This is a genomic window from Devosia sp. J20-27 (assembly GCF_055808595.1).
Genome location: NZ_CM147875.1, coordinates 505558 through 528352, shown reverse-complemented (window position 1 = coordinate 528352; position 22795 = coordinate 505558). Strand labels below are relative to the sequence as shown.

Below are 22795 nucleotides of genomic sequence, written 5' to 3'. Positions count from 1 at the left end.
GAGACGAACATCATGAAATTGATGAAAACCCTGCTCGCCGCGACCGCTTTGATCGCGGTCATGGGCGGAAGTGCCTATGCCAAGCAGCTCGTATTCTGCTCGGAGGCTTCCCCGGCGCATTTCGACCCCGGTCCGACGACCGGCGGCAACGATTTCGACGCGTCCTCGCGCACCATCTACAACCGCCTCGTCGAGTTCGAGCATGGCGGCACCGCCGTGCAGCCGGGCCTGGCCGAGAGCTGGGAAGTGTCCGACGACGGCCTGACCTACACCTTCCATCTGCGTCCGGGCGTCAAGTTCCACACCACGTCCTATTTCACGCCGACCCGCGAGCTGAACGCCGATGACGTGATCTTCTCGTTCGAGCGTCAGTGGAAGGAAAACAACCCCTTCTACACCTATCTCGAAGGCCTGAGCTGGGACTACTTCCAGGGCATGGACATGCCCAAGTTCCTCGCCTCGCTGGAAAAGGTCGATGACCTGACCGTCAAGATGACGCTCACCGAGCCGAACGCGCCGATGATCGCCAACCTGGGCATGGATTTCGCCTCCATCGTCTCCAAGGAATATGCTGACCAGGTGCTGGCTTCCGGCAACCTCGCCGACTTCGCCAACAAGCCCGTCGGCACCGGCCCGTTCCAGTATCTCGACTACCAGACCGACGCCGTCATCCGGTACCAGGCCTTCGCCGACTACTGGGCCGGCAAGGTGGCCATTGATGACCTGATCTTCGCCATCACCACCGATCCTGCGGTGCGTGCGCAGAAGCTCAAGGCCGGCGAATGCGACGTCATGAGCTACCCCGCTCCGGCCGATATTGCCGGTCTGCAGTCTGACTCGAACCTGACCGTGATGGAGCAGGAAGGCCTCAACATCGGCTACATGTCGTACAACACGACCGTCGCCCCGATGGACAACAAGGACGTCCGCAAGGCGCTCTCGATGGCCATCAACAAGGCCGCCATCATTGATGCCGTCTACCAGGGTGCCGGCCAGGACGCCAAGAACCTGATCCCGCCCACCATGTGGTCCTACAACGACGCCATCCCGGCCGACGTCTATGACCCGGTCAAGGCCAAGGAAATGCTCGACGCCGCCGGTGTCGCCGATCTGACCATCGACCTCTGGGCCATGCCGGTCAGCCGTCCGTACAACCCCAATGCGCAGCGTATTGCTGAACTCATCCAGTCCGACTGGGCCGCTGTCGGCGTCACCGCCAACATCGTCACCTACGAGTGGACCGAGTATCGTCAGCGCGGCAAGGCCGTAGATCGCCCGGGTGCGTTCCAGATCGGCTGGACCGGCGACAATGGTGATCCGGACAACTTCTTCGCCACCCTGTTCTCCTGCTCGGCCATTGGCGTGTCCAACTACTCGAGCTGGTGCAATGACGAGTTCGAGGCGGCCATCCAGGATGCCAAGAAGACCTCCGATCAGGCCAAGCGGACCGAGCTCTACACCAAGGCTCAGGAAATCTTCAAAGCCGAAGAGCCGGCCCTGACGCTCGCTCACTCCAAGGTCTTCATGCCGATGAACAAGCGCGTTCTCGGCTTCACCATGGACCCGCTGGGCATTCACCGCTTCGACAACGTCGACGTCGCTGAATAAGGCCATTCCGGAGGGCAGCGCCGTCTCTGGCGCTGCCCTTTGGCACACCTAGATGATCCGATATATCCTGCAAAAACTCGCGCTGATCGTGCCGACCATCATCGGTATCACGATCGCCGCCTTCGCCTTCATCCGTCTGCTGCCCGGTGATCCCATCGAGGCCATGGCCGGCCAGCACGGCATCACGCCCGAGCGCTACGCCATCCTCAAGGAGCAGTTCGGCTACAATCTCCCGATCTGGGAGCAGTATTTCAACTACGTGGGCGGCATCCTGCAGGGCGATTTCGGTATCTCGCTCGCGACCAAGCGCCCCGTCATCAACGAATTCCTGACGCTTTTCCCCGCGACGGTGGAGCTGGCGCTGTTCGCCATGCTCATCGCCATTGCGCTCGGCATCCCTGCCGGCATCTTTGCCGCCATCAAGCGCGGTTCATGGTTCGACCAGTTGACCATGGGCGTGGCGCTCACCGGCTATTCCATGCCGATCTTCTGGTGGGGGCTGCTGCTCATCATCTTCTTTTCCGGCTACCTTGGCTGGACTCCGGTCTCGGGCCGCATCGACCTGAGCTTTTTCTTCCCGCGCGTCACCGGCTTCATGCTGATCGACAGCCTTCTGGCCGGCAAGCCCGATGGCTTCGTCTCGGCAGTGCGCCACCTCATCCTGCCATCGGTCGTGCTGGGCACCATTCCGCTCGCCGTCATCGCCCGACAGACCCGTTCGGCCATGCTCGAGGTGCTGGGCGAGGACTATGTCCGCACCGCCAAGGCCAAGGGCCTGTCTCCCGGCCGTGTTGTCGGCCTGCATGCCTTCCGCAATGCGCTGATCCCCGTCGTCACCACCATCGGCCTGCAGATCGGCCTGTTGATGGCGGGCGCCATTCTCACCGAAACGATCTTCTCCTGGCCCGGTATCGGCAAGTGGATGATCGATTCCATCTCCAAGCGCGACTACGTCTCGGTGCAATCCGGGCTGTTGCTGATCGCGCTGATTGTCATGGCCGTGAACCTGATCGTTGATATTCTCTACGCCGTCATCAACCCGCGCATCCGGGTGCAGTGATGAGCACTGAACTCACCCCCGTCGTCCAGACCAGCCGCTTCGCCGCCCTGCGCGAGTTCTGGTACTATTTCTCCGTCAACCGGGGCGCCGTCCTCGGGCTGATCGTCTTCGTCCTGCTGATCCTCGTGGCAATCTTTGCGCCCCTGCTGGCGCCGTTTTCGCCAGAGGAGCAGTTCCGCGACGCCATCCGCATGCCGCCGCCCTGGGCCGGCGGCACGCGCCCGGAATATTTCCTCGGCACCGATGATGTCGGTCGCGATATCCTTTCCCGCCTCATCCACGGCGCCCGCTACTCGCTGTTCATCGGCTTTGTCGTCGTCATCGGTGCCATGCTGGTGGGCGTGACGCTCGGCCTGCTCGCCGGCTATTTCCGCGGCTGGGTCGATGCCGTGATCATGCGGGTGATGGATATCATCCTCGCCTTCCCCTCGCTGCTGCTGGCGCTGGTGCTCGTCGCCATTCTCGGCCCTGGCCTGTTCAATGCCATGCTGGCCATCGCGCTGGTGCTGCAGCCGCATTTCGCCCGCCTGACCCGCGCCGCCGTGATGTCGGAAAAGAGCCGCGACTACGTGACCTCGGCCCGCCTCGCCGGCGCCAAGAACCTGCGGCTGATGTTCGTCACCATCCTGCCCAACTGCCTCGGCCCGCTGATCGTCCAGGCAACGCTCAGCTTTTCCAACGCCATTCTCGAGGCAGCGGCGCTCGGCTTCCTCGGCATGGGCGCGCAGCCGCCGACGCCCGAATGGGGCACCATGCTGGCCAAGGCCCGCGAGTTCATCACCTCCGCCTGGTGGATTGTCACCATGCCCGGCCTCGCCATCCTGATCACCGTGCTCGCCATCAACCTGATCGGCGACGGCCTGCGCGATGCTCTCGATCCCAAGCTCAAGCGGAGCTGACCATGTCCCTGCTTGAAGTCAAAAACCTCTCGGTCACCTTCGACACCTCGGTCGGCATCTTTCACGCCGTGCAGGGCATCGACCTGCATGTCGAGGCCCGCGAAGTGCTGGCCATTGTCGGCGAAAGCGGCTCGGGCAAATCGGTGGCCATGCTCTCGGTCATGGGCCTGCTGCCCTCCACCGCCACGGTGACGGCCGATCGCATGAGCTTTGACGGCGTGGACCTGCTGGCCATGTCGGCCGCCGACAAGCGCAAGATCATCGGCAAGGACGTCGCCATGATCTTCCAGGAGCCGACCACCAGCCTCAATCCCTGCTTCACCATCGGTTTCCAGATCGAGGAGGTGCTGCGCTTCCACCTTGGCATGGATCAGAAGCGGCGCCGCGCCCGCACCATCGAACTGCTCGACCAGGTCGGCATCCCCGATCCGGAAAGCCGCCTCGGTGCCTTCCCGCATCAGCTCTCGGGCGGGCAGAACCAGCGCGTCATGATCGCCATGGCCGTTGCCTGCAATCCCAAACTGCTGATCGCCGACGAGCCGACCACGGCCCTCGACGTCACCATCCAGAAACAGATCCTCGACCTCTTGGTGTCGCTGCAGGCCCGCCACGGCATGGGGTTGATCATGATCACCCACAATATCGGCGTTGTCGCCGAAACTGCCGATCGCGTCGTTGTCCAGTACAAGGGCCGCAAGATGGAGGAGGCCGGCGTGCTCGAACTCTTCACCGCCCCCAGGAGCGCCTATACGCGCGCCCTGCTGTCGGCCCTGCCCGAGAACGCCACTGGCGACCGGCTGCCGACCATTACCGGCGATTTCTCGGCCGAAGGCGGGTTCGCATGACCGTCGTCCTCGAAGGCCGCAATCTCAATCGCGACTACCGCGTCGGCGGTGGCCTCTTCGGCAAGCCCCGGTTTGTCGCCGCCAACCGCAACATCAGTTTCACCCTCGAAAAGGGCAAGACACTGGCCATCGTGGGCGAAAGCGGCTCGGGCAAATCCACCCTGGCGCGCATCCTCACCATGATCGACCGGCAAACTTCGGGCGAACTGTTCATCGATGGCGCCCCCATCGATATCGGCAAGACCGGCGTCACCGCCGAGATGCGCCGCAAGGTGCAGATGGTGTTCCAGAACCCCTATGGCTCGCTCAACCCGCGCCAGAAGATCGGCGACGTGCTGTCCGAGCCTCTGATGCTCAACACCGACACGCCCAAGGCCGAGCGCCGCGATCGCGCCATGGAAATGCTGGTCAAGGTCGGCCTCGGCCCCGAGCACTTCAACCGCTATCCGCACATGTTCTCGGGCGGCCAGCGTCAGCGCATCGCCATTGCCCGGGCCCTGATGCTGAACCCGTCGCTGCTGGTGCTCGATGAGCCCGTCTCGGCCCTCGATCTCTCGGTGCAGGCCCAGATTCTGAACCTTCTTGCCGACCTGCAGGACGAGTTCCAGCTGACCTATGTGTTTATCAGCCACGACCTCTCGGTGGTGCGCTACATCGCCGACGATGTGCTGGTCATGTATCTCGGCGAAGTCGTGGAATATGGCAGCCGCGAGAGCGTCTTTGCCAATCCCCAGCACGACTACACCAGGCAGCTCTTTGCCGCGACGCCGCGGGCCGACGTCGAAAGCATCAAGGCGCGCCTCGCCAGGCGCGCCGCACTGGCTGCCAGTGCCTAGCCGACGCTGACCCGCTTGCCCTCGCGGCTCGAGGCCATGAGCGCGTCGATCAGCCGGTGCACCTGCAAGGCGGTATGACCGTTCGACAGCGGTGCCCGCCCGGCCTCCACCGCCTCGACGAACTCGGCGATCTGCGCCGCATGCCAGTCGAATGGAAAGGCCATGGGATCGGCGCCGCTGCCCGAGGCGGTCTTGGCCTCGCCGAAGCTCTCGCTGCGGCCATCGAGCCAGTCGAGCTTGAGGACCCCGCCCGAAAGCGTCGCCACGGCCCTGTCGCAGGCCAGCGTCAGCACTTCCGCCCCGCCGGGGTAGAACGCTGTCGTCGCCATCAGCGCGCCCGTCGCGCCATTGGCAAAGCGTAGTCCGGCGCCGACAAAGTCCTCGGTTTCCATCTTGTGCAGGCCGGTAGTCGTGGCGATCGCCGACACCTCGCTCACCGGACCGGTCAGGCTGAGCATCAGATCGAGCGGATGGATTGCCTGGGTCATCAGCACGCCGCCGCCATCCTGCGCCACGGTGCCGCGACCGGGCTGGTCATAATAGCTCTGCGGCCGCCACCACGGCACCGAGAGTTGCACCGCCTGCAGCGCGCCCAGCGTGCCCTCGGACAGCAGTTGGGCGAGCTTCTTGGAAGCGGCGCGAAACCGGTGCTGGAAGATGATGCCGAGCTGGATCCCCGCGGCGTCGGCAGTGGCGACGATTCGTTCGGCTGCGGCCGTGGTTCGCTCCACCGGCTTTTCCATCAGCACGTGCTTGCCGGCCCTGGCTGCCGCAGCAACCAGGTCCTCACGCGCGTTCGGCGTTGTCAGCAGCAGGATCGCATGCGTATCCCGGTCGGCCAGCATGGCTTCGTAACTGGGCGCGGCCGGAAAGCCGTATTCATCGGCAAAGGCCTGCCGCTTGGCAGCGTCGCGCCGGTAGACACCACGCACGGCGACCCGGTCAGAGAGAGATTTGAGAGCCAGCGCGTGCGGCTTGCTTGCCATTCCCGCGCCTACGATACCAATGCCGAACATGCCAGTCTCCTTGTCTGGGGCGACCATGCCGGTGTGGCCGATCAGCCGCAACCCAAAAGCCAAAAAGCCAGCCCAGCCAATTAATTGCTTACAGTCACGATTGTGACCGACGGCGCTCCAAATCGCGCCACAATCCTCCCTTCTGTGTCGCACCGAGGGCGCGGGGCAGGTCACTTCCGGTCGCGTCCAGGTCGATCCGTTGCTGCAAAACCTAGTCAGTCACGTCGCAGCGGACAGTGGGGCAGGTGGATGATTTGGGTTTCATCCGCCTGCCCCAACTCTTGCCTGGCAGTCCATCCGCCTTCGGCGTCGATGAACAGAACCTGCCTCCCGGCTCCCAATTGCTGATCGGCTTTTAAGCTAATCTTAGGCGCATCCGGCTACTCTCGGCCCGAATAAGAGGTCGATGACAGGGTTGCCAAAGCCTGACGCAACATTGCCGTCCGAAACCGCGGTGGGGGCCAGCCGGCCCGACCGTGGCGTCAGGCCACGCTGGTCGAGGAATCCGCTCAGAAGTTTCACTTACTTCATCGCGCTTCCCGCCGTGCTGGTCTATGTCGGCGTCTGTGTGCTGGTGCTCGTCACCCTCGGGGTGATGACGGCCGAAATCAACCGCATCGAGGGTGATCGCGGCCGCAAGGCGGTCACTGCGGCCCTCAATTCCTTTGTTGCCACCTTGGGCGAAAGCGTCGTCGACGAGGCGAGCTGGACCGAGGCCTACGTCAACACCTACGTGAATTTCAATCCGGCCTGGCTCGAAGACAGCTGGGGCAGCACGGCGCGGATTTCCGACAACTACGACACGGCCATCGTCACCGACGCCAAGGGCAACATCCTGTTCGGCGAAGGCCGGGCGGGACCCGTGACCGGCAAGATATCGGATACCTTCAGCGGCACCGATGTCATCCTCCAGTCCCTCGGCAAGGGCATCGAGCCGCGCGGCAGCGACGCCAGGATCGGCAGTTTCACCAGCAACGCGCGCGGTGTAGCCGGGCTTGCCGGAGCCGTTATCCGCTCGACCACCGGCCACATCTCCATTCCCGATGACCAACGCCGCGTTCTCTGGTTCGCCCGGCAGATCGACGCGGGCATGCTGCAGCAGATCGCCCTGCGCTTTCAGATCCCGGAACCCTACGTGGCCCAGTCGGCCGAGGTCGAAAATGGCCTGCCGCTGAGCGATGCGACCGGAACGCGGGTAGCGTCGCTGATCTGGACGCCGCTGCGGCCCGGCGACATCGCCTTCAACCATGCCGCAGGCATCGCCTCCCTGGTGCTGCTGGTGCTTGGTTTTCTGGTGTTTGCCGTACTCTATTCCTTCCGTCGTTCGGTGGAGCGCCGGGCCGAAGCCGACGAACGCGACTGGATCAATGCGCGCTATGACGAGGACACCGGCCTGATCAATCGCTTCGGACTGGAAGAGAGCTTCCGCCTGCAGGTGCCGCGCAAGCAATCCGAGGTCAATATCGCTGTCGCCCATGTCGCGCTTGAGGACTACCGCGACGCGGTGGCGGCCTATGGCGAGCAGTCCGGCCTCGTCCTGCTCGATGGTGTGCTCGATCTGTTCGAGCAGGCCATCGATGGCCAGGCGACCCTTGCCCAGGTCGATTCCGACGAGTTCGTCGTCAGCCGTATCGGCGACGATGCTGGGCTCATTGTCCGCCACATCGCCCGCAAGATCCTGCAGGCCGTCAGCGCCCCCCTGCCGGTGGAAAGCTGGCGCATCAAGATCGGTGTTTCCATCGGGCTGGCCGAGGTCACCGTCCAGAAGGCCGATGTCGCCAAACCGCTGCGCATGGCCGAGGCGGCCTTGCACCGCGCCCACGAAACCGGCGGCAACCACATCATCGAGCATGATGACTCCATCGAGATCGAACGCCAGCGGCGGATCGAGGAGCAGGCCGATATCCGTCGCGGCCTCGAGGCCGACGAGTTCGATGTCGACTATCAGCCCATCTTTGATTTCAACGCCCAGGCAATGATCGGCGTCGAGGCTCTGCTGCGCTGGCGCCGCCGCACGGGAGGACCCAAATCCCCCGGCGACTTCATCCCGGCTGCCGAGTCCTCCGGCCTGATCGAGGATCTCGGCATCTTCGCCCTGCGCCGGGCCTGCCGCGACCTGGTCGACTATCCAGGCCTGAAACTGTCGGTGAACGTCTCGACCGTCCAGTTCCGCAATCCGATGCTGGCCAGCCAGATCGATACGATCCTCTCCGAGACCGGCTTTCCGGCCAAGCGGCTGCAGCTCGAAATCACCGAGAGTTTCCTGCTCACCCGGCCCGAACGCGCCACTGCCGCGCTCGATGAACTGCGCGCCCGCGGCATCCTGATCGCGCTCGATGACTTCGGCACCGGCTTCTCCTCGATCGGCTACCTGCGCCAGTTCAAGTTCGACAGGGTCAAGCTGGACCGCTCGCTGGTCGACATGCTCGACAAGGATCCGGTCAAGACGGCGCTCGTCGAGTCCACCATGGTCGTTGCCTACGCCATGGGTCTGGCCGTTACCGCCGAAGGCGTGGAGCGCAAGGAAGAGGCCGCCTCGCTGACGCGTCTCGGCTGTCACGAATTCCAGGGTTATCTGTTCTCGCGGCCGCTGACGCTCGACGGGTTGACCCGCCTGCTTGGTGACCAGCCGCAGCGCAAGGCCGGTTAGGCGTCAGCCGCGCCCTGGCAGTTGGCGCATTTTCCGCGCAGCTCGATCACGGTCTGCTCCGGCACGAAGCCGTGCTCGCCGGCCCAGTTCCTGAGCCGCTCGGTCACCACCTCGTCGGCAAACTCGTCCACCCGCCCGCAGCCATTGCAGATGGCAAAGCCGGTCGTCGCGCCGCTATGCCCGTGCGCCTGCGCGCAGCAGACAAAGGCGTTCAGGGATTCGAGACGATGCGCCAGGCCCTGGTCGATGAGCTTTTCCAGCGCCCGGTACACCTGGAGTGGCGCCCGCAATCCCTCGGCCCGCAACAGGTCGAGAATGTCATAGGCCGATAGCGGCGCCTCGGCATGGTTGAGTGCCTTGAGCACCAGGTCCTGGTTGCGTGTCAGGTCCCGCGGCCGCTCGTGCTGATGATCGTCATGGGTGTGGCCCATCGGCTATACCTCCCGCCGGCGCTTGCGCCAGAGCTGCACCGGCACCGCTATGGAAATCAGGAACAGCGCCAGCGCCGCCACCACGATCGAGGGTCCCGACGGCGTGTCGTAGGTCAACGAGCCGAAGAGCCCGCCGGCCACCGCCAGGGCGCCGAGGATCGCGGCAATCACCGCCATCTGCTCGGGCGTGCTCGACAGGCGCCGCGCCGTCGCCGCCGGAATGATCAGCAGCGAGGTGATCAGCAGCACGCCGACGATCTTCATGGCAATGGCAATGACGCTGGCCAGCAGCAGCATGAACACCACCCGCGACACTTCGGGGCGCAGGCCCTCGGCCTCCGCCACGTCGGCATTGACGGTCGCCGCCAGCAGCGGTCGCCACATCGCCGCCAGCGCGGCAAGGATGACGATGCCGCCACCGTAGATCAGCGCAATGTCCCACACCGATACCGCGAGGATATCGCCGAACAGGAACGCCATCAGATCGACGCGCACCCACGACATGAACGCCACCAGCACCAGCCCGATGGCCAGCGTCGAATGGCTGAGAATGCCGAGCAGCGCGTCGGTCGACAGATTGTTCCGCCGCTGCAGCAGCAGCAGCGCCACCGACACCGTCGCCGCCACCACGAAGACGCCGAGCGTCATGTTGATATTGAGCAGGAAGCTCAGCGCCACGCCCAGCAGCGCCGAATGCGCCATGGTGTCGCCGAAATAGGCCATCCGCCGCCAGACGATGAAACAGCCTAGCGGCCCGGTCACCAGCGCCAGTCCGATCCCGGCAATGATGGCGCGCGAGAAGAAGTCGTCAAACATGGCGGCCTATTTCTCTCTGGACCTGTCTCGTCGCCAGGGAGGAGAACGTTCCCTCAGTGCTGATGGCCATGATGCTCCCCATGGTCGTGCCCGTGCGCGTCCACCATCCGGCCGTCCCTCTCCTGCACGCTACCGTCGGGCAGATGCGTGTGGTCATGATGATGCTGGTAGATGGCCAGGGTCGAGGCCGCGCGAGTGCCGAACAGTTGCAGGTATTCCGGGCTTTGTGCCACCGATTCCGGATTGCCGCGGCAGCACACGTGACCGTTCAGGCAGATCACCGTATCGGTCTCGGCCATCACCACATGCAGGTCATGCGAGATCAGCAGCACGCCGCAATGGGTCTCGTCGCGGATCTGCTTGACCAAGTCGTACAGTGCCACCTCGCCGGAGAAATCGACGCCCTGCACCGGCTCGTCGAGCACCAGCAGGTCCGGCCGGCGCACCATGGCGCGAGCCATCAGCGCCCGCTGGAACTCGCCACCCGACAGGTGCTGCACTTCCTCGTTGGCGAGGTGCGCAATGCCGACCGCCTCGAGCGCGGCTGCCACTTCGGCCCGCGTATGCCGTGCCGTCAGGTTCATCAGCCGATTGACCGATAGCGGCAGGGTCCAGTCGATGCTGAGCTTTTGCGGGACGTAGCCGACGCGCAGTCCGTCGACCCGCGTGACCCGGCCGGCGTCCGGTTTCAGCACCCCGGTCAGCAGCTTCGCCGTCGTCGACTTTCCCGACCCGTTGGGGCCGATCAGCGTCACAATCTCGCCGCGCCGGATGCTGAGGTCGACGCCCTCTACCAGCCAGCGGCCGTTGCGGCGCACCCCGGCGCCGGCCATTTCTGCAATGATGTCATGGGTCGCTCTGGCGTCCATGAAAACCCGTCCAATCTGATCTTGACCGTCTTCCGACCATTACGTTATAGCGTTACATCGCGAAAGCGTTATGTCATAACATATCACATCGTCCTGCTGCTTTATCAAGATCGGGTTGCACACATGAAGCGTCCTCTGCTTGCACTCCTTGCCCTGTTGTCCGGAACGGCTGCTGCCTCGGCCGAGGTGCCGGCGGTTGTGGCCACCATCAAACCGATCCATTCGCTGGTTGCTGCCGTTATGGGCGATCTGGGCCAGCCCACTCTGATCGTCAGGGGTGCAGCATCGCCCCATGTCTATAGCCTGAAACCGTCCGACGCCGGCGCCATCGAGGCGGCGAGTGTCATTTTCTGGACCGGTCATGACCTGGAGGTTTTCCTCCAGGACTCGCTCGCCACGCTGGCCCCGAATGCCAAGGTTGTCGCCCTTGGCCAGGCCGAGGGCATCGACCTGCTTTCCGCCCGCGAAGGCGGTACGTTCGAAGAGCACGCCGATCATGAGGAGCATGCCGATCACAAGGCCGATGATCATGACGGGCATGATCATGAAGAGCACGACCTTGAAGCGCACGGCGAAGCCGACATGCATATGTTCCTCGATCCGATGAACGCCAGGATGATGGTCACCGCCATCGCCGATACGCTGTCGGAAACCGACCCGGAGAATGCCGATACCTACCAAGCCAACGCGACGGCTGAACTGGTCATGCTGGACAGGTTGATCGAGGAGATCGACCTCAAGCTCGAGCCGGTCAAGTCGCGGCCCTTTGTGGTCTTCCACGACGCCTACCAGTATTTCGAGCGTCGCTTCGGTCTCAACATCGCCGGCTCGATCACCGTCAATCCCGAGAGCATGCCGGGCGCCGACCGCATTTCTGAAGTGCGCGCCAAGCTCAAGACGCTCGACGCCGCCTGCGTCTTCGCCGAGCCGCAGTTCGATCCGCGTCTTGTCGATGTGCTCATCGAAGGCACCAGCGCCGGCAAGGGCGTGCTCGATCCGGAGGGCGCCAACCTCACCGAAGGCCCCGCTCTTTACGGCGAACTGCTCAATGCCCTCGCCGACAACCTTGTCGCCTGCCTCGGCAAGTGACTCGCGGGGGAATTTCTCCCTCCGTCCCACCCCGACCTGGAGTACGTCCATGCACGACGTCATCATCATCGGCGGCAGCTTTGCCGGGCTCGCCGCCGCCATGCAGCTTGGACGCGCCCGCCGCGATGTCGTGGTCCTCGATACCGGTCGTCCGCGCAACCGCTTCTCGCCGGCCGCCCATGGCATTCTCGGCCATGACGGCACGCCGCCGCGCGATCTGCTCGCCGCGGCGCGGGCGCAGATGGCGCCCTATCGCACTGTCGCGCTGCTGCAGGCGGAAGCCATCTCGCTGGCCGGCACCGCTGACGATTTCATCGTCGAGACCAGGGCGCACGGCACTCTGGCGGCCCGCCGCATCATTCTCGCCCATGGCGTCACCGACACCTTGCCACCCCTAGACGGTCTGGCTGCCTGCTGGGGCCTGTCGGTGCTGCATTGCCCCTACTGCCACGGCTTCGAATATGGCGACCGCAAGCTGGCCTTCCTGGCCTCGCCCGGCCTCGAGCTGATGATGGCGCGGCTCTATCGCGACTGGAGCGCTGACCTCGTGATGTATGCCAATGGCAACGTCATCGATGCCGAAACCCGCACCGGCATCGAAGCGCTCGACGTGCAGATCATCGATGCGCCGGTCGTCGAGTTGCGGCACCGGGACGGGCTGCTCACGCACGTGGTCACCACGGACGGCGACGTCGAACGCGACGCCATCTTCGTCGCCCCCCGCACCGCCCCTTCGCTCGACCTGCATCTGGCCGCCGGTTGCGCCCTCGAAACCGGACCGTCCGGCGACTACATCAAGGTCGACGACCGGCAGGCCACCACCGTGGCAGGCATCTTCGCGGCCGGTGATCTGGCGCGCCCGATGCACAATGCCACGCTGGCCATGTCAGCCGGCGTGGTGGCCGGCGCCATGGCCCACCATTCGCTGCTCTTCCCGCCGGTCGCTACTTCAGCGGCCCCTTGAACACGAAGAAGGCGCCGGCGCCGATCAGCGCGAAGCCGACGCCATGGTTCCAGGTGAGCTTCTCGCCCAGCACGAATACGGCGAAGCCGGCAAACACCGTCAGGCTGATGACCTCCTGGATGGTTTTGAGTTCGGCGGCCGAATAGGTGCCGTAGCCGATGCGGTTGGCCGGCACCGCTAGCCAGTATTCGACCAGCGCGATGCCCCAGCTCGCCATCACTGCCACCCACATGGCGGCGGCGGGAAACTTGAGATGCCCGTACCAGGCAACGGTCATGAACACGTTCGATCCGATCAGCAGCAGGATCGGCAGGATGGCGGGAGAAAGCAGCAGCATGTCGCACCTGAATCGGGAAGCTGCAGCGACATTGCGCGCCTTGCGGCGCACTGCAAGCTCGGCCACACTGAAGCGATCAGGGTTGAGGACTTCACATGCTTCGTCGCGCCGTCTTCCTGCCGCTGCTGCTGCTCGCACCCGCTGCGCTGGCCGCTGACATCACCTGCGACGGCGCCTTCGCCGTCGATACCACCATCGAGCGGCTCAACCAGACCTTTGGTGCCGAGAACGTGGTGACCGGCGAGGTCGACGGGCCGGAAGGCACCACGATCATCGCCACCACTGTCTATCCCGATGACCCCGACAGAAAGCTTGTCTTCGGCTGGTGGGATGAAGAGGCCCATGCCGATCTGAGCTATGTCGAACTGCCGCCTCCGGACACGGCCTTCGGCCTGACGAGGGGCATGACCGTCAGCCAGGTCGAGGCGCTCAACGGTGCGCCCTTCAGCATGACGGGCTTCTGGTGGGACTATGGCGGCTACGCCAGCTTCCAGACCGGCAATCTGGCCGACGTGCCCGGCGGCTGCCTGCTCTCCGTCTCCTTCCAGCCCGCCATCGACGTGCCCGGCGGGCTCGATGTCGAGCCGGTCAGTGGCGATCGCGAAGTTCCCTCGAGCGAGCCGCTGCTGGCGCGGCTCGATGTCCGCATCCAGTCGGTCACCATCAGCTATCCCTATCCAAACTTCGATGAGGAGGAGGATATGGGCAACGCCCCGGTGGTCGAGGATACGCGCGGTTGACCACCGCCCCTCTGCCGGCCTAAGACTGATGCCACGTTGGTTTCCCGACCCCGTTTGGGCGACGGAATCAAAAGGGAATACGGTGAGGCGTACCCATCAGGGACCGAATCCGTGGCTGCCCCCGCAACTGTAAGCGGTGAGTCTGCTCCAACTCTGCCACTGGTGCTCATGTGAGTGCCGGGAAGGCCGGAACAGGCGATGACCCGTGAGCCAGGAGACCTGCCAGCGCCAACCGGGCTCGACGCCCACTTCAATCCGCACGGAGGGTGCAGGTCTATGAATGCTCAGGTTCAGGCGACTGGTGTCGTCAATCTCTCGTTGTCTCAACGTCTCGTTGCCGGTGCCCTGGCGCTGCTCATCGGCCTGTTTCTGGTCGGTGGCGTCGGCTTTGCCAATGACATGGCCGTCCACAATGGCGCGCACGACACGCGCCATGCGCTCGGCTTCCCCTGCCACTGAGACACCTGCTTGCGAGCGGCACCCGGAAGGGCGCCGCGACCAGCATGAGAGAAGCCACAGATGAGACTCTTCCAGCGAATCTTCTTCGCTGCGGTCCTTGCCGGACTCGCAGCCGGCCTTGCCATGAGCGCACTCCAGCAATGGAAGGTCATTCCGCTCATTATCGCAGCCGAAACGTTTGAATCGGCCGAACCGACCGAGCACATCCACGCCGATGGCAGCACGCACCTGCACGAGGCGGCGACCCCGGAAGGCGGCCATGTGCATGATGCGGATGCCTGGGCCCCTGCCGACGGCATCGAGCGCACGCTCTATACGCTGCTCGCCAATGTGCTGGGCTGCATGGGCTTCGCGCTTCTCCTCGCCGCCGTCTCGGTCATCGCCGGACTGCCGCTGACCGCCACCAACGGCCTCATCTGGGGCCTCGCCGGCTTCGTCGCCTTCCAGCTCGCCCCCGCACTCGGACTGCCGCCGGAACTTCCCGGCATGGCCGCTGCCGAGCTCGGCGCGCGCCAGATCTGGTGGTGGGCGACCGCGCTCGGCGCCGCTGCCGGCTGTCTTGCCATCGCCAGACTGCGCAACTGGACCGGCATCGGCATTGCCGCCGTCCTGCTGCTGCTGCCGCAGATCATCGGCGCCCCGCAGCCGGCCGCCGTTTCCGCATCGCCTCTACCGGCCGCGCTGGCCACCGAGTTCGCCGCGGCCACGCTCGCTGCCGGTGCGCTGTTCTGGCTGACCGTCGGGCCTCTGCTTGGATATCTCCTCGAACGCTTCGCCCGCGCCGAAGCCACCCAGCTCAAGGGAGCCATCGCATGAGCGACCTCGCCACCACCAAGATCCCCGTCACCGTCATCACCGGCTTCCTCGGCGCCGGCAAGACCACGCTGGTGCGCCATCTTCTGGCGCACGCCAAAGGCAGGCGCATTGCGCTGATCATCAACGAGTTCGGGGAGCTCGGTGTCGACAAGGACATCCTTGCCGGGTGTGGCGATGAAACCTGCCGCGAGGAGGACATGATCGAGCTCGCCAACGGCTGCATCTGCTGCACCGTCGCCGACGAGTTCATCCCCACCATGCAGCAATTGCTGGCCCGCCCCGACCGTCCCGATCACATCGTCATCGAGACCTCGGGCCTCGCCCTGCCGCAGCCGCTGATCCGCGCCTTCAACTGGCCCGAGATCAAGTCGCAGGTGACCATCGATGGCGTCGTCACCGTCGCCGATGCTGCCGCCCTGGCCGAGGGGCGCTTTGCCAGTGACGAGACCGCCGTCGATGCGCTGCGCTCGGCCGACGACATGCTCGATCACGAGACGCCGCTGGGCGAACTCTTCGAGGATCAGCTGGTTGCTGCCGATCTCGTGGTCCTCAACAAGGCCGACCTGGTCGCCGCCGCCGACCTCGACAGCGTCGAACGGCATCTGCGCGCCGAGATGCGCCCCGGCACCGGCCTCATCCGCGCCCACAACGGCCATGTCGACATTGCCGCTCTGCTGGGCCTCGGCCTCGCCAGCGAGGATAATCTGGCCGGCCGCGACAGCCATCACGAGCTCGAGCACAATGGCGAGCCGCACGAGCATGACGACTTCGACAGCTTCTCGCTGCGCCTCGACGGCGTGGTCGGCAAGGACCACCTGCTCGAGATCATCGAGGCCACGATCCGCGCACATGACGTCCTGCGTCTCAAGGGTTTTGCAGCACTGCCCGGCGCAGCTGCCCGCCTCGCCATCCAGGCCGTGGGGCCCCGCGTCAACGCCTATTTCGACCGGCCCTGGCTGCCGGGCGAGGCGCGCGAGACGGCGCTTGTCGTGATCGGCGAAAGTCCGCTCGACCGCGCCGCCATCACCGCCAGCCTGCAGCAGGCGGCAAGGGAAGCCGCGTGATGCAGGGCCGCGTCGTGCCGCTGTTCTTCACCGTGGCCGTGCTGGGGCCGTTTCTGGCCGGGCCGGTATTCCTGTTGATCATGGCCGCAGTGTCTGCCGTGACCGGTGACGACCCCGGCAGGGTGCTGAAAATGTTCGAGATATTCCCGGACGTCCTCAAGTACAGCTATATCATTGGCCTCGTGCCGGCACTGCTCACGGGACTGCTGCTGGCCCTGTTCTGGCGGCGCAAGCCCGGACGCAAGCCGCTGCTCCTCGCGGCCCCGATGGTCGGCGCGGTGTTGACCTTCTTTTCCGCACTGATCCAGTTCCAGATCATGGGCAACGGCCGGTTCGACCCCGGCTCGCTGTTCGTGTTAGGCATGTTTGCACTCGTCGGCGCCATCACGGCGCTGATCCTCGCAACGCTCGTCTGCTTCTGGCCGGCCGATCCTGATGCCTCGCTCTAGCTGGCAGCGCCGGCTCGCAGCCGTGATGATCTTTGCAGCCTGCGGCCCGCCGATCGCTGCCGCAACCCTCTATGCCTTCGACTGGCAGCCGGGCGGCGCCGACCTGCTGACTCCCCTTCTGCAGGACTGGCCGGCCGCGCTGCCAGTGATCTATCTTTTCGGCCTTCTCCCGCTGCTTCTGGTCGCCACGCTCCTGCAACTGCTCGAAGCTCAGCTCAAGACCATGGCCTACCGGTTCCTCGGGGCAATCGTGGTCGGTGACGTCGTTGGCGCTGCCTCCGTCACGCTGCTCTCCATTCTCGGCCAGTTCCAGCTCGACGGTTCCGGGTTGATCACCGCCGCCACGGCATGTGGCCTCGCCGCGCTGGTCTGCGCCGCGCTCAGCGAGTTCATCTACCGCCGGCCGATGGTCGCCTCCTGATGCACCTGCTTGCCGCCCAGGCTGGCGCCGCCCAGCAGGAAGGCGAGGCCATCGATCTCGGCCAGACCCCCGCCGATATCCTCTTCCTCTCGGCTGCCGACAGCGAACTGGCCATGCTCGCCGCCGCCGCCGACCGGGCCGGGACCGATGATCTCCGCCTCGCCAATATCCTGCGCCTCGCCCACAACCTATCGGTCGATCTCTGGATCGAGCAGACGGCGCGCCATGCCAGGCTCATCGTCGTCCGCCTGCTCGGCGGTGCCGCCTACTGGCAATATGGCGTCGATGAGCTGACGGCCCTGGCGCTCACCGGCACCCGCGTCGCCTTCCTCCCCGGCGACGCGACGCCCGACCCGATCCTCCGCGACCGGTCCACCATTTCGCCCGATGACTGGACTCGGCTGCACGCCCTCTTCACCGCCGGCGGACCGGAAAACGCCGATGGGCTGCTGGCGCTGTTCCGATTGTTGGCCCTCCCATCACCCCAACCCTCTCCCCGGCGGGGAGAGGGAGCGCTCTCGCCAGACCGTGCCACTACCTCCCCTCTCCCCGCTGGGGATAGGCTGGATCGGCCGAAGGCCGAGACGGGTGAGGGGCAGTCGCCTGACCGCGCACCGCGCCCCTTCCTCCGCTTCGGGTTCTGGCACCCGGCGCAGGGCATGCGCGCCGAGCTGCCGTCGAGCCCGTACCCGAACGTCCCCATCCTGTTTTACCGCGCCGCCCTTGAAGGCGCCGGCACCGCCACGCTGGAAGCCCTCGTCGCCGAGCTCGAGGTCCAACAGCTCAATCCCGTCCCCATCGTCATCTCCACCCTCAAGGAAGCCGCCTGCATCCGCTTCGTGCAGGCCGCCTTCGCGGCCTTCCCGCCTGCCGTCATCCTCAACCTCACCGGCTTCGCCCTCGGCATCGATGGCCTCGGCGACAAGCAGAACCCCTTTGCCGGGATCGATGCGCCCGTCATCCAGCTGCTGCAGTCGGGCCGCCCGCAATCACAATGGGCCGACGACATCCAGGGGCTGACCGCCAAGGACCTCGCCATGCAGGTGGTCCTGCCCGAACTCGACGGCCGCATCGGCGGCATCATTGTTGGCCACAAGGCCGATGCGGTCTGGCACCCGCGCACCCAGTGCCCGCTCGCGGCCTACGCCCCCGACCATGACGGCATCCGCCGCGCCGTCGCGCTGGCTGCCAACTGGTCCACTCTCCGTGCCACTGCCCGCAGCAAAAAGCGCGTCGCCATCGTCCTCGCCAACTACCCCATCCGCGACGGCCGCCTCGCCAACGGCGTCGGCTACGACGCCCCGCAGTCGACGGTGGAAATCCTGCAGGCGCTGCGCGCCGCTGGCTACGACCTCTCCCTCTCGCCCCCCTCCCCCTTGAGGGGAGGGGCTGGGGGTGGGGGTCTCTCAAGTGTCGCCGCCGCTGCCTCTTCGCCCATCTCCTCGACCCCCACCCCTGTCCCCTCCCCTCAAGGGGGAGGGGAAGACGCGGCCGGTGCCTCCTTCGGCAATGCCCGCCACATGCGGAACAAGCGGAGCCTTCAGGCCCGAGATCTTCGCCGCAATGCCACGGCGCCGGAACGCACCCTCTGGCAGATGCTCAAAGCCTTCGACGTGCATTTCCGCCGTCAAGTGCCCATCGGCAACTACATCGCGGACTTTGCCTGTCACCATCCGCGGCTCGTCGTAGAGGTGGACGGCGCCACGCATTTCGACGATCCTGGCTTAGCCCGCGACAAGCGTCGCGACACCGCCCTCGAACAGCTCGGCTACCGCGTCCTTCATTTCACCGCCCGTGACGTGGCGACAAATCCAGACGGCATCTGGCAGGTGTTGTCCGCCGCCCTTTCCGAAGCGCCCTCGCTCCCCGCCACCGCAGCCACCCTCATCGACCTGCTCCAGTGTGGCCCGACCAATGCGCATCCCGAGCGCGGCACCGGCATCCGGTTCCCGCTCGTCGACTATCGCCGCCTGTTCGCCAAGCTGCCCGAAAAAATCCGCGCCGAGGTCACTGCCCGCTGGGGCGACCCCGCCGCCGATCCGTTCTGTCGCGGCGAGGCCTTCCAGCTCCCCGTCGTCACCTTCGGCAACGTCGCGGTGCTGCTGCAGCCGGCGCGCGGCTATCACCTCGACGAAACCGCCAGCTACCACGATCCCGACCTCGTGCCGCCGCATGGCTATCTCGCCGCCTATCTCTGGCTGCGGCACGGCTTCGCCGCCCATGCCGTCATCCACAATGGCAAGCACGGCAATCTCGAATGGCTCCCCGGCAAGGCAACGGCGCTCGATGCAGCAAGCTACCCGGCCGCGCTCTGGGCCGAGCTGCCCCATCTCTATCCCTTCATCGTCAACGATCCGGGCGAGGGCACCCAAGCCAAGCGCCGCACCGGTGCGGTGATCATCGATCACCTGGTGCCGCCATTGACCCGTGCCGAAACCTACGGCCCGCTCAAGGATCTCGAGGCCCTGCTCGACGAGTACTATGCCGCCGCCGGCATGGACCGCCGCCGCCTCAAGGACCTGCAGCGGCGCATCCTCGATTTCACCCGCGACGTCCGCCTCGATCGCGATATCGGCCTTGGCGCCGACGACACCGAAAACCTGCGCCGCATCGACACCTTCCTCTGCGATCTCAAGGAAGCCCAGATCCGCGATGGCCTCCACATCTTCGGCCAGTCGCCCGCCGGTCGCCTCGAGCGCGATCTCGCCATCGCCCTGGCCCGCGTGCCGCGCGGTGAGGACCCGGGCGAAGCCTCGCTGATCCGGGCACTGGCCGACGACCTCAAACTCGGCATCGATCCTCTGACGGCGGACCTCGGCGCGCCATGGCATGGACCCGACCTTTCCGCCTCGCTCTCAGTCGGGTCCCCCTCACCCTTGAGGGGAGGGGAGAGGGGTGGGGGTCCATCAGTGACGAACCGCACCACCCCCCTCCCGACCTCCCCCACAAGGGGGGAGGTGCACATCGCGGCTGATGCACCAACTTCGCCCAACACACCGGCCCACACCCTCCCCCTTGTGGGGAGGGCTGGGGAGGGGGCCTTTGCCAAAGAACCCCGCACCATCGGCCACGTCGTCGAGCACCTCGAAACCCTCGCCGCTGCGATTCTCGATGGCACCGCCGCCGCACCCGGCCCCGCCACCTCCGCCGTGCTCGATACGATCGCTACCATCATCCTGCCCAAACTGCGCGCCTCCGGTCCCGCCGAGATCGCCGCGCTGCTGACCGGGCTCGATGGCAAGTTTGTCGCCCCCGGCCCGTCCGGCGCACCGTCGCGCGGCCGCCTCGACGTGCTGCCCACGGGGCGCAATTTCTATTCGGTCGATATCCGCGCCGTGCCTACGCCCACGGCCTGGGAACTGGGCCGGAAGTCGGCCGAAAATCTGCTGCTCCGCCACTTCCAGGAGCACGGCACGCCGCTGCGTGCGCTGGCCCTTTCGGTCTGGGGCACGTCCAACATGCGCACCGGCGGCGACGACATCGCCCAGGCCATGGCCTTTATCGGGGCGAAACCGAAATGGGATCCCGGCTCGTTGCGCATCTCGGGCTACGAAATCATCCCGCTGGCAAAACTCGGCCGGCCGCGCGTCGATGTCACGCTGCGCATTTCCGGCTTTTTCCGCGACGCCTTCCCGGCGCAGATCGCGCTGTTCGATCGCGCCATGCGCGCCATCGGTGCACTCGACGAACCCGAAGACCAGAACCCCGTCGCGGCCCGCATGCGTGCCGACGCCCTGGGTCTGATGGCCGAGGGCGCGACAGAGGCCGAGGCCGCCCTGCGCGCCGGCCATCGCATCTTCGGCTCCAAGCCCGGGGCCTATGGCGCCGGGCTGCAGGGCCTGATGGATTCGGGCAGTTGGGCCAGCAAGGCCGATCTCGCCACGGCCTTCCTCAACTGGGGCCAGTATGCCTATGGCGCTCAGGCCGCCGGCACGCCCGAACGCGACCGCTTCGCCGCCCGGCTTTCTGACATCGAAGCGGTCGTCCACAACCAGGACAATCGCGAGCACGATCTGCTCGACAGCGATGACTACTACCAGTTCGAGGGCGGCCTCGTGGCCACGGCGGAAACCCTCACCGGCCATCGCCCGGCCGCCTGGCACAACGACCACTCCCGTCCCGAGCGGCCGCTCGCCCGCACGCTGGAAGAGGAAATTTCGCGTGTCGTGCGCAGCCGTGTCGTCAATCCGAAATGGATCGATGGCGTCAAGCGCCACGGCTACAAGGGCGCCTTCGAGATCATCGCAACGGTCGACTACATGTTCGCCTTCGCCGCCACCACCGGCGCGGTCAAGACCCATCATTTCGACCTCGCCTTCGAAGCCTTTGTCGAAGACGAGGCGACGCGCACCTTCATCCAGACCAACAACCGCTTCGGCTATGACGAACTGATCGCTAGGTTCAACGACGCCCGCACCCGCGGCTTCTGGCAGCCCCGCTCCAATTCGGCCTATGCTCTGCTGGAGGGGGCATGAGGTATCAACTGCTTTCGCTCCCCTCCCCGTTGAGGGGAGGGGCTGGGGTGGGGGTCCTTCGACGATCCCTGCACGACCCCCACCCTTGATCCCTCCCCTCAGGGGGGAGGGAGACGACTGCGACTCTGGAGTTTTCAATGACCGATAAGCCCGAAAAAGCCCCCAAGAAGACCGATCTCATGACCGAGGCCGAGCGTGACGCCTATCACGCCGAAAAGATGCGCAAGAAGAAGGAGGCGCGGAACAAGATTCTCGCCACCAAGACCGAGGAAAAGGGCCTGCTCATCGTCCACACCGGCAAGGGCAAGGGCAAGTCGACCGCCGCCTTCGGCATGGTGTTCCGCGCCATTGGCCACGGTTTCAAGGTCGGTATCGTGCAGTTCGTCAAGGGCGCCTGGTCCACCGGCGAGCGCGACGTGCTGGAGAAGTTCCCGGACCTCGTCACCATCAACGCCATGGGCGAAGGTTTCACCTGGGACGTCGCCGATCGACAACGCGATCTTGCCGCCGCTCGCGCCGCCTGGGAGCGCGCCAAGGCGCTGATCGCCGACCCGGCCTACAAGCTGGTGCTGCTCGACGAGCTCAACATCGTCCTGCGCTACGATTACCTGCCGCTCGACGAGGTCATTGATGTGCTCAGGAACAAGCCGCGCGACACCCACGTCATCGTCACTGGCCGCAACGCCAAGGACGAGCTGATCGAGATCGCCGACCTCGTCACCGAGATGACCGAAATCAAGCACCCCTTCCGCGCCGGCGTGAAGGCCCAGGCCGGCATCGAGTTCTGAGCTCTTCCCTTCTCCCCGTCGGGGAGAAGGTGGCGCGCAGCGCCGGATGAGGGCGCACCGGCCTCGCATTCAATCTTCCTTCCCCCTTGAGGGGAGGGGATCGAGGGTGGGGGTGTTCCGGTTTGTCCCGGATTGGGGAGGACGACAACGGCTTTTTGGCAGG

The 22795-nt window shown here is 65.5% G+C and carries 21 protein-coding genes and 1 riboswitch; of the genes, 16 read left to right on the top strand and 5 right to left on the bottom strand.

Translation table 11 applies throughout. The annotated features are described in order from the left end of the window. Positions 1-12 precede the first annotated feature (12 nt). Genes AC0L4C_RS02495 through AC0L4C_RS02475 form a run of 5 tightly spaced genes read left to right on the top strand, consistent with a single transcriptional unit; the run spans position 13 to position 5248 of the window. A complete protein-coding gene (locus tag AC0L4C_RS02495; protein ID WP_473401942.1) occupies positions 13-1608 on the top strand; it encodes an ABC transporter substrate-binding protein in 1596 nt (531 codons plus the stop codon). A 52-nt stretch (positions 1609-1660) separates the two neighbouring features. Further along, positions 1661-2668 (top strand): ABC transporter permease subunit, encoded by a 1008-nt coding sequence (locus tag AC0L4C_RS02490; protein WP_473401941.1) that lies wholly within the window; start codon positions 1661-1663, stop codon positions 2666-2668. Then, entirely contained in the window at positions 2668-3567 is a 900-nt protein-coding gene (locus tag AC0L4C_RS02485; RefSeq protein WP_473401940.1) for an ABC transporter permease subunit, read from the top strand. Before AC0L4C_RS02490 ends, AC0L4C_RS02485 begins: the two co-directional genes overlap by 1 nt. A 2-nt stretch (positions 3568-3569) precedes the next feature. Then, positions 3570-4412, top strand: a complete 843-nt coding sequence (locus tag AC0L4C_RS02480) for an ABC transporter ATP-binding protein (protein ID WP_473401939.1) — start codon at positions 3570-3572, stop codon at positions 4410-4412. Beyond that, complete coding sequence (locus AC0L4C_RS02475; RefSeq protein WP_473401938.1) at positions 4409-5248, top strand: dipeptide ABC transporter ATP-binding protein; 840 nt, start codon at positions 4409-4411, stop codon at positions 5246-5248. The genes AC0L4C_RS02480 and AC0L4C_RS02475 overlap by 4 nt, the downstream gene beginning before the upstream one ends. Here the strand turns inward: AC0L4C_RS02475 and AC0L4C_RS02470 are convergent. After that, positions 5245-6264 carry a Gfo/Idh/MocA family protein gene (locus AC0L4C_RS02470; RefSeq protein WP_473401936.1) on the bottom strand — a complete coding sequence of 340 codons (1020 nt, stop codon included), beginning with the start codon at positions 6262-6264 and terminating at the stop codon, positions 5245-5247. The two genes, AC0L4C_RS02475 and AC0L4C_RS02470, sit on opposite strands and share 4 nt — an antisense overlap. Positions 6265-6700: 436 nt before the next feature. Here AC0L4C_RS02470 and AC0L4C_RS02465 point away from each other — a divergent pair, with 436 nt between their 5' ends. Then, complete coding sequence (locus tag AC0L4C_RS02465) at positions 6701-8914, top strand: bifunctional diguanylate cyclase/phosphodiesterase (RefSeq protein ID WP_473401935.1); 2214 nt, start codon at positions 6701-6703, stop codon at positions 8912-8914. Here the strand turns inward: AC0L4C_RS02465 and AC0L4C_RS02460 are convergent. From AC0L4C_RS02460 to AC0L4C_RS02450, 3 genes are read right to left on the bottom strand one after another with little or no spacing between them, the layout of a single operon-like run. After that, positions 8911-9345: a Fur family transcriptional regulator gene (locus AC0L4C_RS02460; protein WP_473401934.1), complete on the bottom strand. Its 435-nt coding sequence runs from the start codon at positions 9343-9345 to the stop codon at positions 8911-8913. The two genes, AC0L4C_RS02465 and AC0L4C_RS02460, sit on opposite strands and share 4 nt — an antisense overlap. 3 nt (positions 9346-9348) lie before the next feature. Continuing rightward, a complete protein-coding gene (locus AC0L4C_RS02455) occupies positions 9349-10161 on the bottom strand; it encodes a metal ABC transporter permease (RefSeq protein ID WP_473401932.1) in 813 nt (270 codons plus the stop codon). Positions 10162-10214: 53 nt separating this feature from the next. Further along, on the bottom strand, positions 10215-11030 hold the full coding sequence (locus AC0L4C_RS02450) for an ATP-binding cassette domain-containing protein (protein WP_473401931.1): 816 nt from the start codon (positions 11028-11030) through the stop codon (positions 10215-10217). Positions 11031-11153: 123 nt separating this feature from the next. Here AC0L4C_RS02450 and AC0L4C_RS02445 point away from each other — a divergent pair, with 123 nt between their 5' ends. Together AC0L4C_RS02445 and AC0L4C_RS02440 are read left to right on the top strand one after the other, a co-directional pair. Then, positions 11154-12119 (top strand): zinc ABC transporter substrate-binding protein, encoded by a 966-nt coding sequence (locus AC0L4C_RS02445; RefSeq protein ID WP_473401930.1) that lies wholly within the window; start codon positions 11154-11156, stop codon positions 12117-12119. Positions 12120-12168: 49 nt separating this feature from the next. Further along, positions 12169-13083 carry an NAD(P)/FAD-dependent oxidoreductase gene (locus AC0L4C_RS02440; RefSeq protein WP_473401929.1) on the top strand — a complete coding sequence of 305 codons (915 nt, stop codon included), beginning with the start codon at positions 12169-12171 and terminating at the stop codon, positions 13081-13083. Here the strand turns inward: AC0L4C_RS02440 and AC0L4C_RS02435 are convergent. Beyond that, complete coding sequence (locus AC0L4C_RS02435) at positions 13064-13420, bottom strand: DMT family protein (RefSeq protein ID WP_473403438.1); 357 nt, start codon at positions 13418-13420, stop codon at positions 13064-13066. The two genes, AC0L4C_RS02440 and AC0L4C_RS02435, sit on opposite strands and share 20 nt — an antisense overlap. 95 nt (positions 13421-13515) lie before the next feature. Between AC0L4C_RS02435 and AC0L4C_RS02430 the strand changes: the two genes are divergently transcribed. The 8 genes from AC0L4C_RS02430 to cobO all read left to right on the top strand — a co-directional run bounded on the left by AC0L4C_RS02430 (position 13516) and on the right by cobO (position 22632). Continuing rightward, positions 13516-14160 carry a hypothetical protein gene (locus AC0L4C_RS02430; RefSeq protein ID WP_473401928.1) on the top strand — a complete coding sequence of 215 codons (645 nt, stop codon included), beginning with the start codon at positions 13516-13518 and terminating at the stop codon, positions 14158-14160. A gap of 20 nt (positions 14161-14180) precedes the next feature. Further along, positions 14181-14401: riboswitch (cobalamin riboswitch) on the top strand. Positions 14402-14436: 35 nt separating this feature from the next. Next, a complete protein-coding gene (locus AC0L4C_RS02425; protein WP_473401927.1) occupies positions 14437-14619 on the top strand; it encodes a CbtB domain-containing protein in 183 nt (60 codons plus the stop codon). Between the two features lie 60 nt (positions 14620-14679). Continuing rightward, positions 14680-15435 carry a CbtA family protein gene (locus tag AC0L4C_RS02420; protein ID WP_473401926.1) on the top strand — a complete coding sequence of 252 codons (756 nt, stop codon included), beginning with the start codon at positions 14680-14682 and terminating at the stop codon, positions 15433-15435. After that, entirely contained in the window at positions 15432-16499 is a 1068-nt protein-coding gene (gene cobW, locus AC0L4C_RS02415; RefSeq protein ID WP_473401925.1) for a cobalamin biosynthesis protein CobW, read from the top strand. The genes AC0L4C_RS02420 and cobW overlap by 4 nt, the downstream gene beginning before the upstream one ends. Continuing rightward, a complete protein-coding gene (locus tag AC0L4C_RS02410) occupies positions 16496-16948 on the top strand; it encodes a DUF5413 family protein (protein ID WP_473401924.1) in 453 nt (150 codons plus the stop codon). Before cobW ends, AC0L4C_RS02410 begins: the two co-directional genes overlap by 4 nt. After that, complete coding sequence (locus tag AC0L4C_RS02405) at positions 16935-17369, top strand: hypothetical protein (protein ID WP_473401923.1); 435 nt, start codon at positions 16935-16937, stop codon at positions 17367-17369. The genes AC0L4C_RS02410 and AC0L4C_RS02405 overlap by 14 nt, the downstream gene beginning before the upstream one ends. After that, positions 17369-21844, top strand: coding sequence for a cobaltochelatase subunit CobN (locus tag AC0L4C_RS02400; RefSeq protein WP_473401922.1), 4476 nt, complete (start codon positions 17369-17371; stop codon positions 21842-21844). The genes AC0L4C_RS02405 and AC0L4C_RS02400 overlap by 1 nt, the downstream gene beginning before the upstream one ends. Before the next feature lie 137 nt (positions 21845-21981). Next, positions 21982-22632 (top strand): cob(I)yrinic acid a,c-diamide adenosyltransferase, encoded by a 651-nt coding sequence (gene cobO / locus AC0L4C_RS02395; RefSeq protein WP_473401921.1) that lies wholly within the window; start codon positions 21982-21984, stop codon positions 22630-22632. Positions 22633-22795 lie beyond the last annotated feature (163 nt).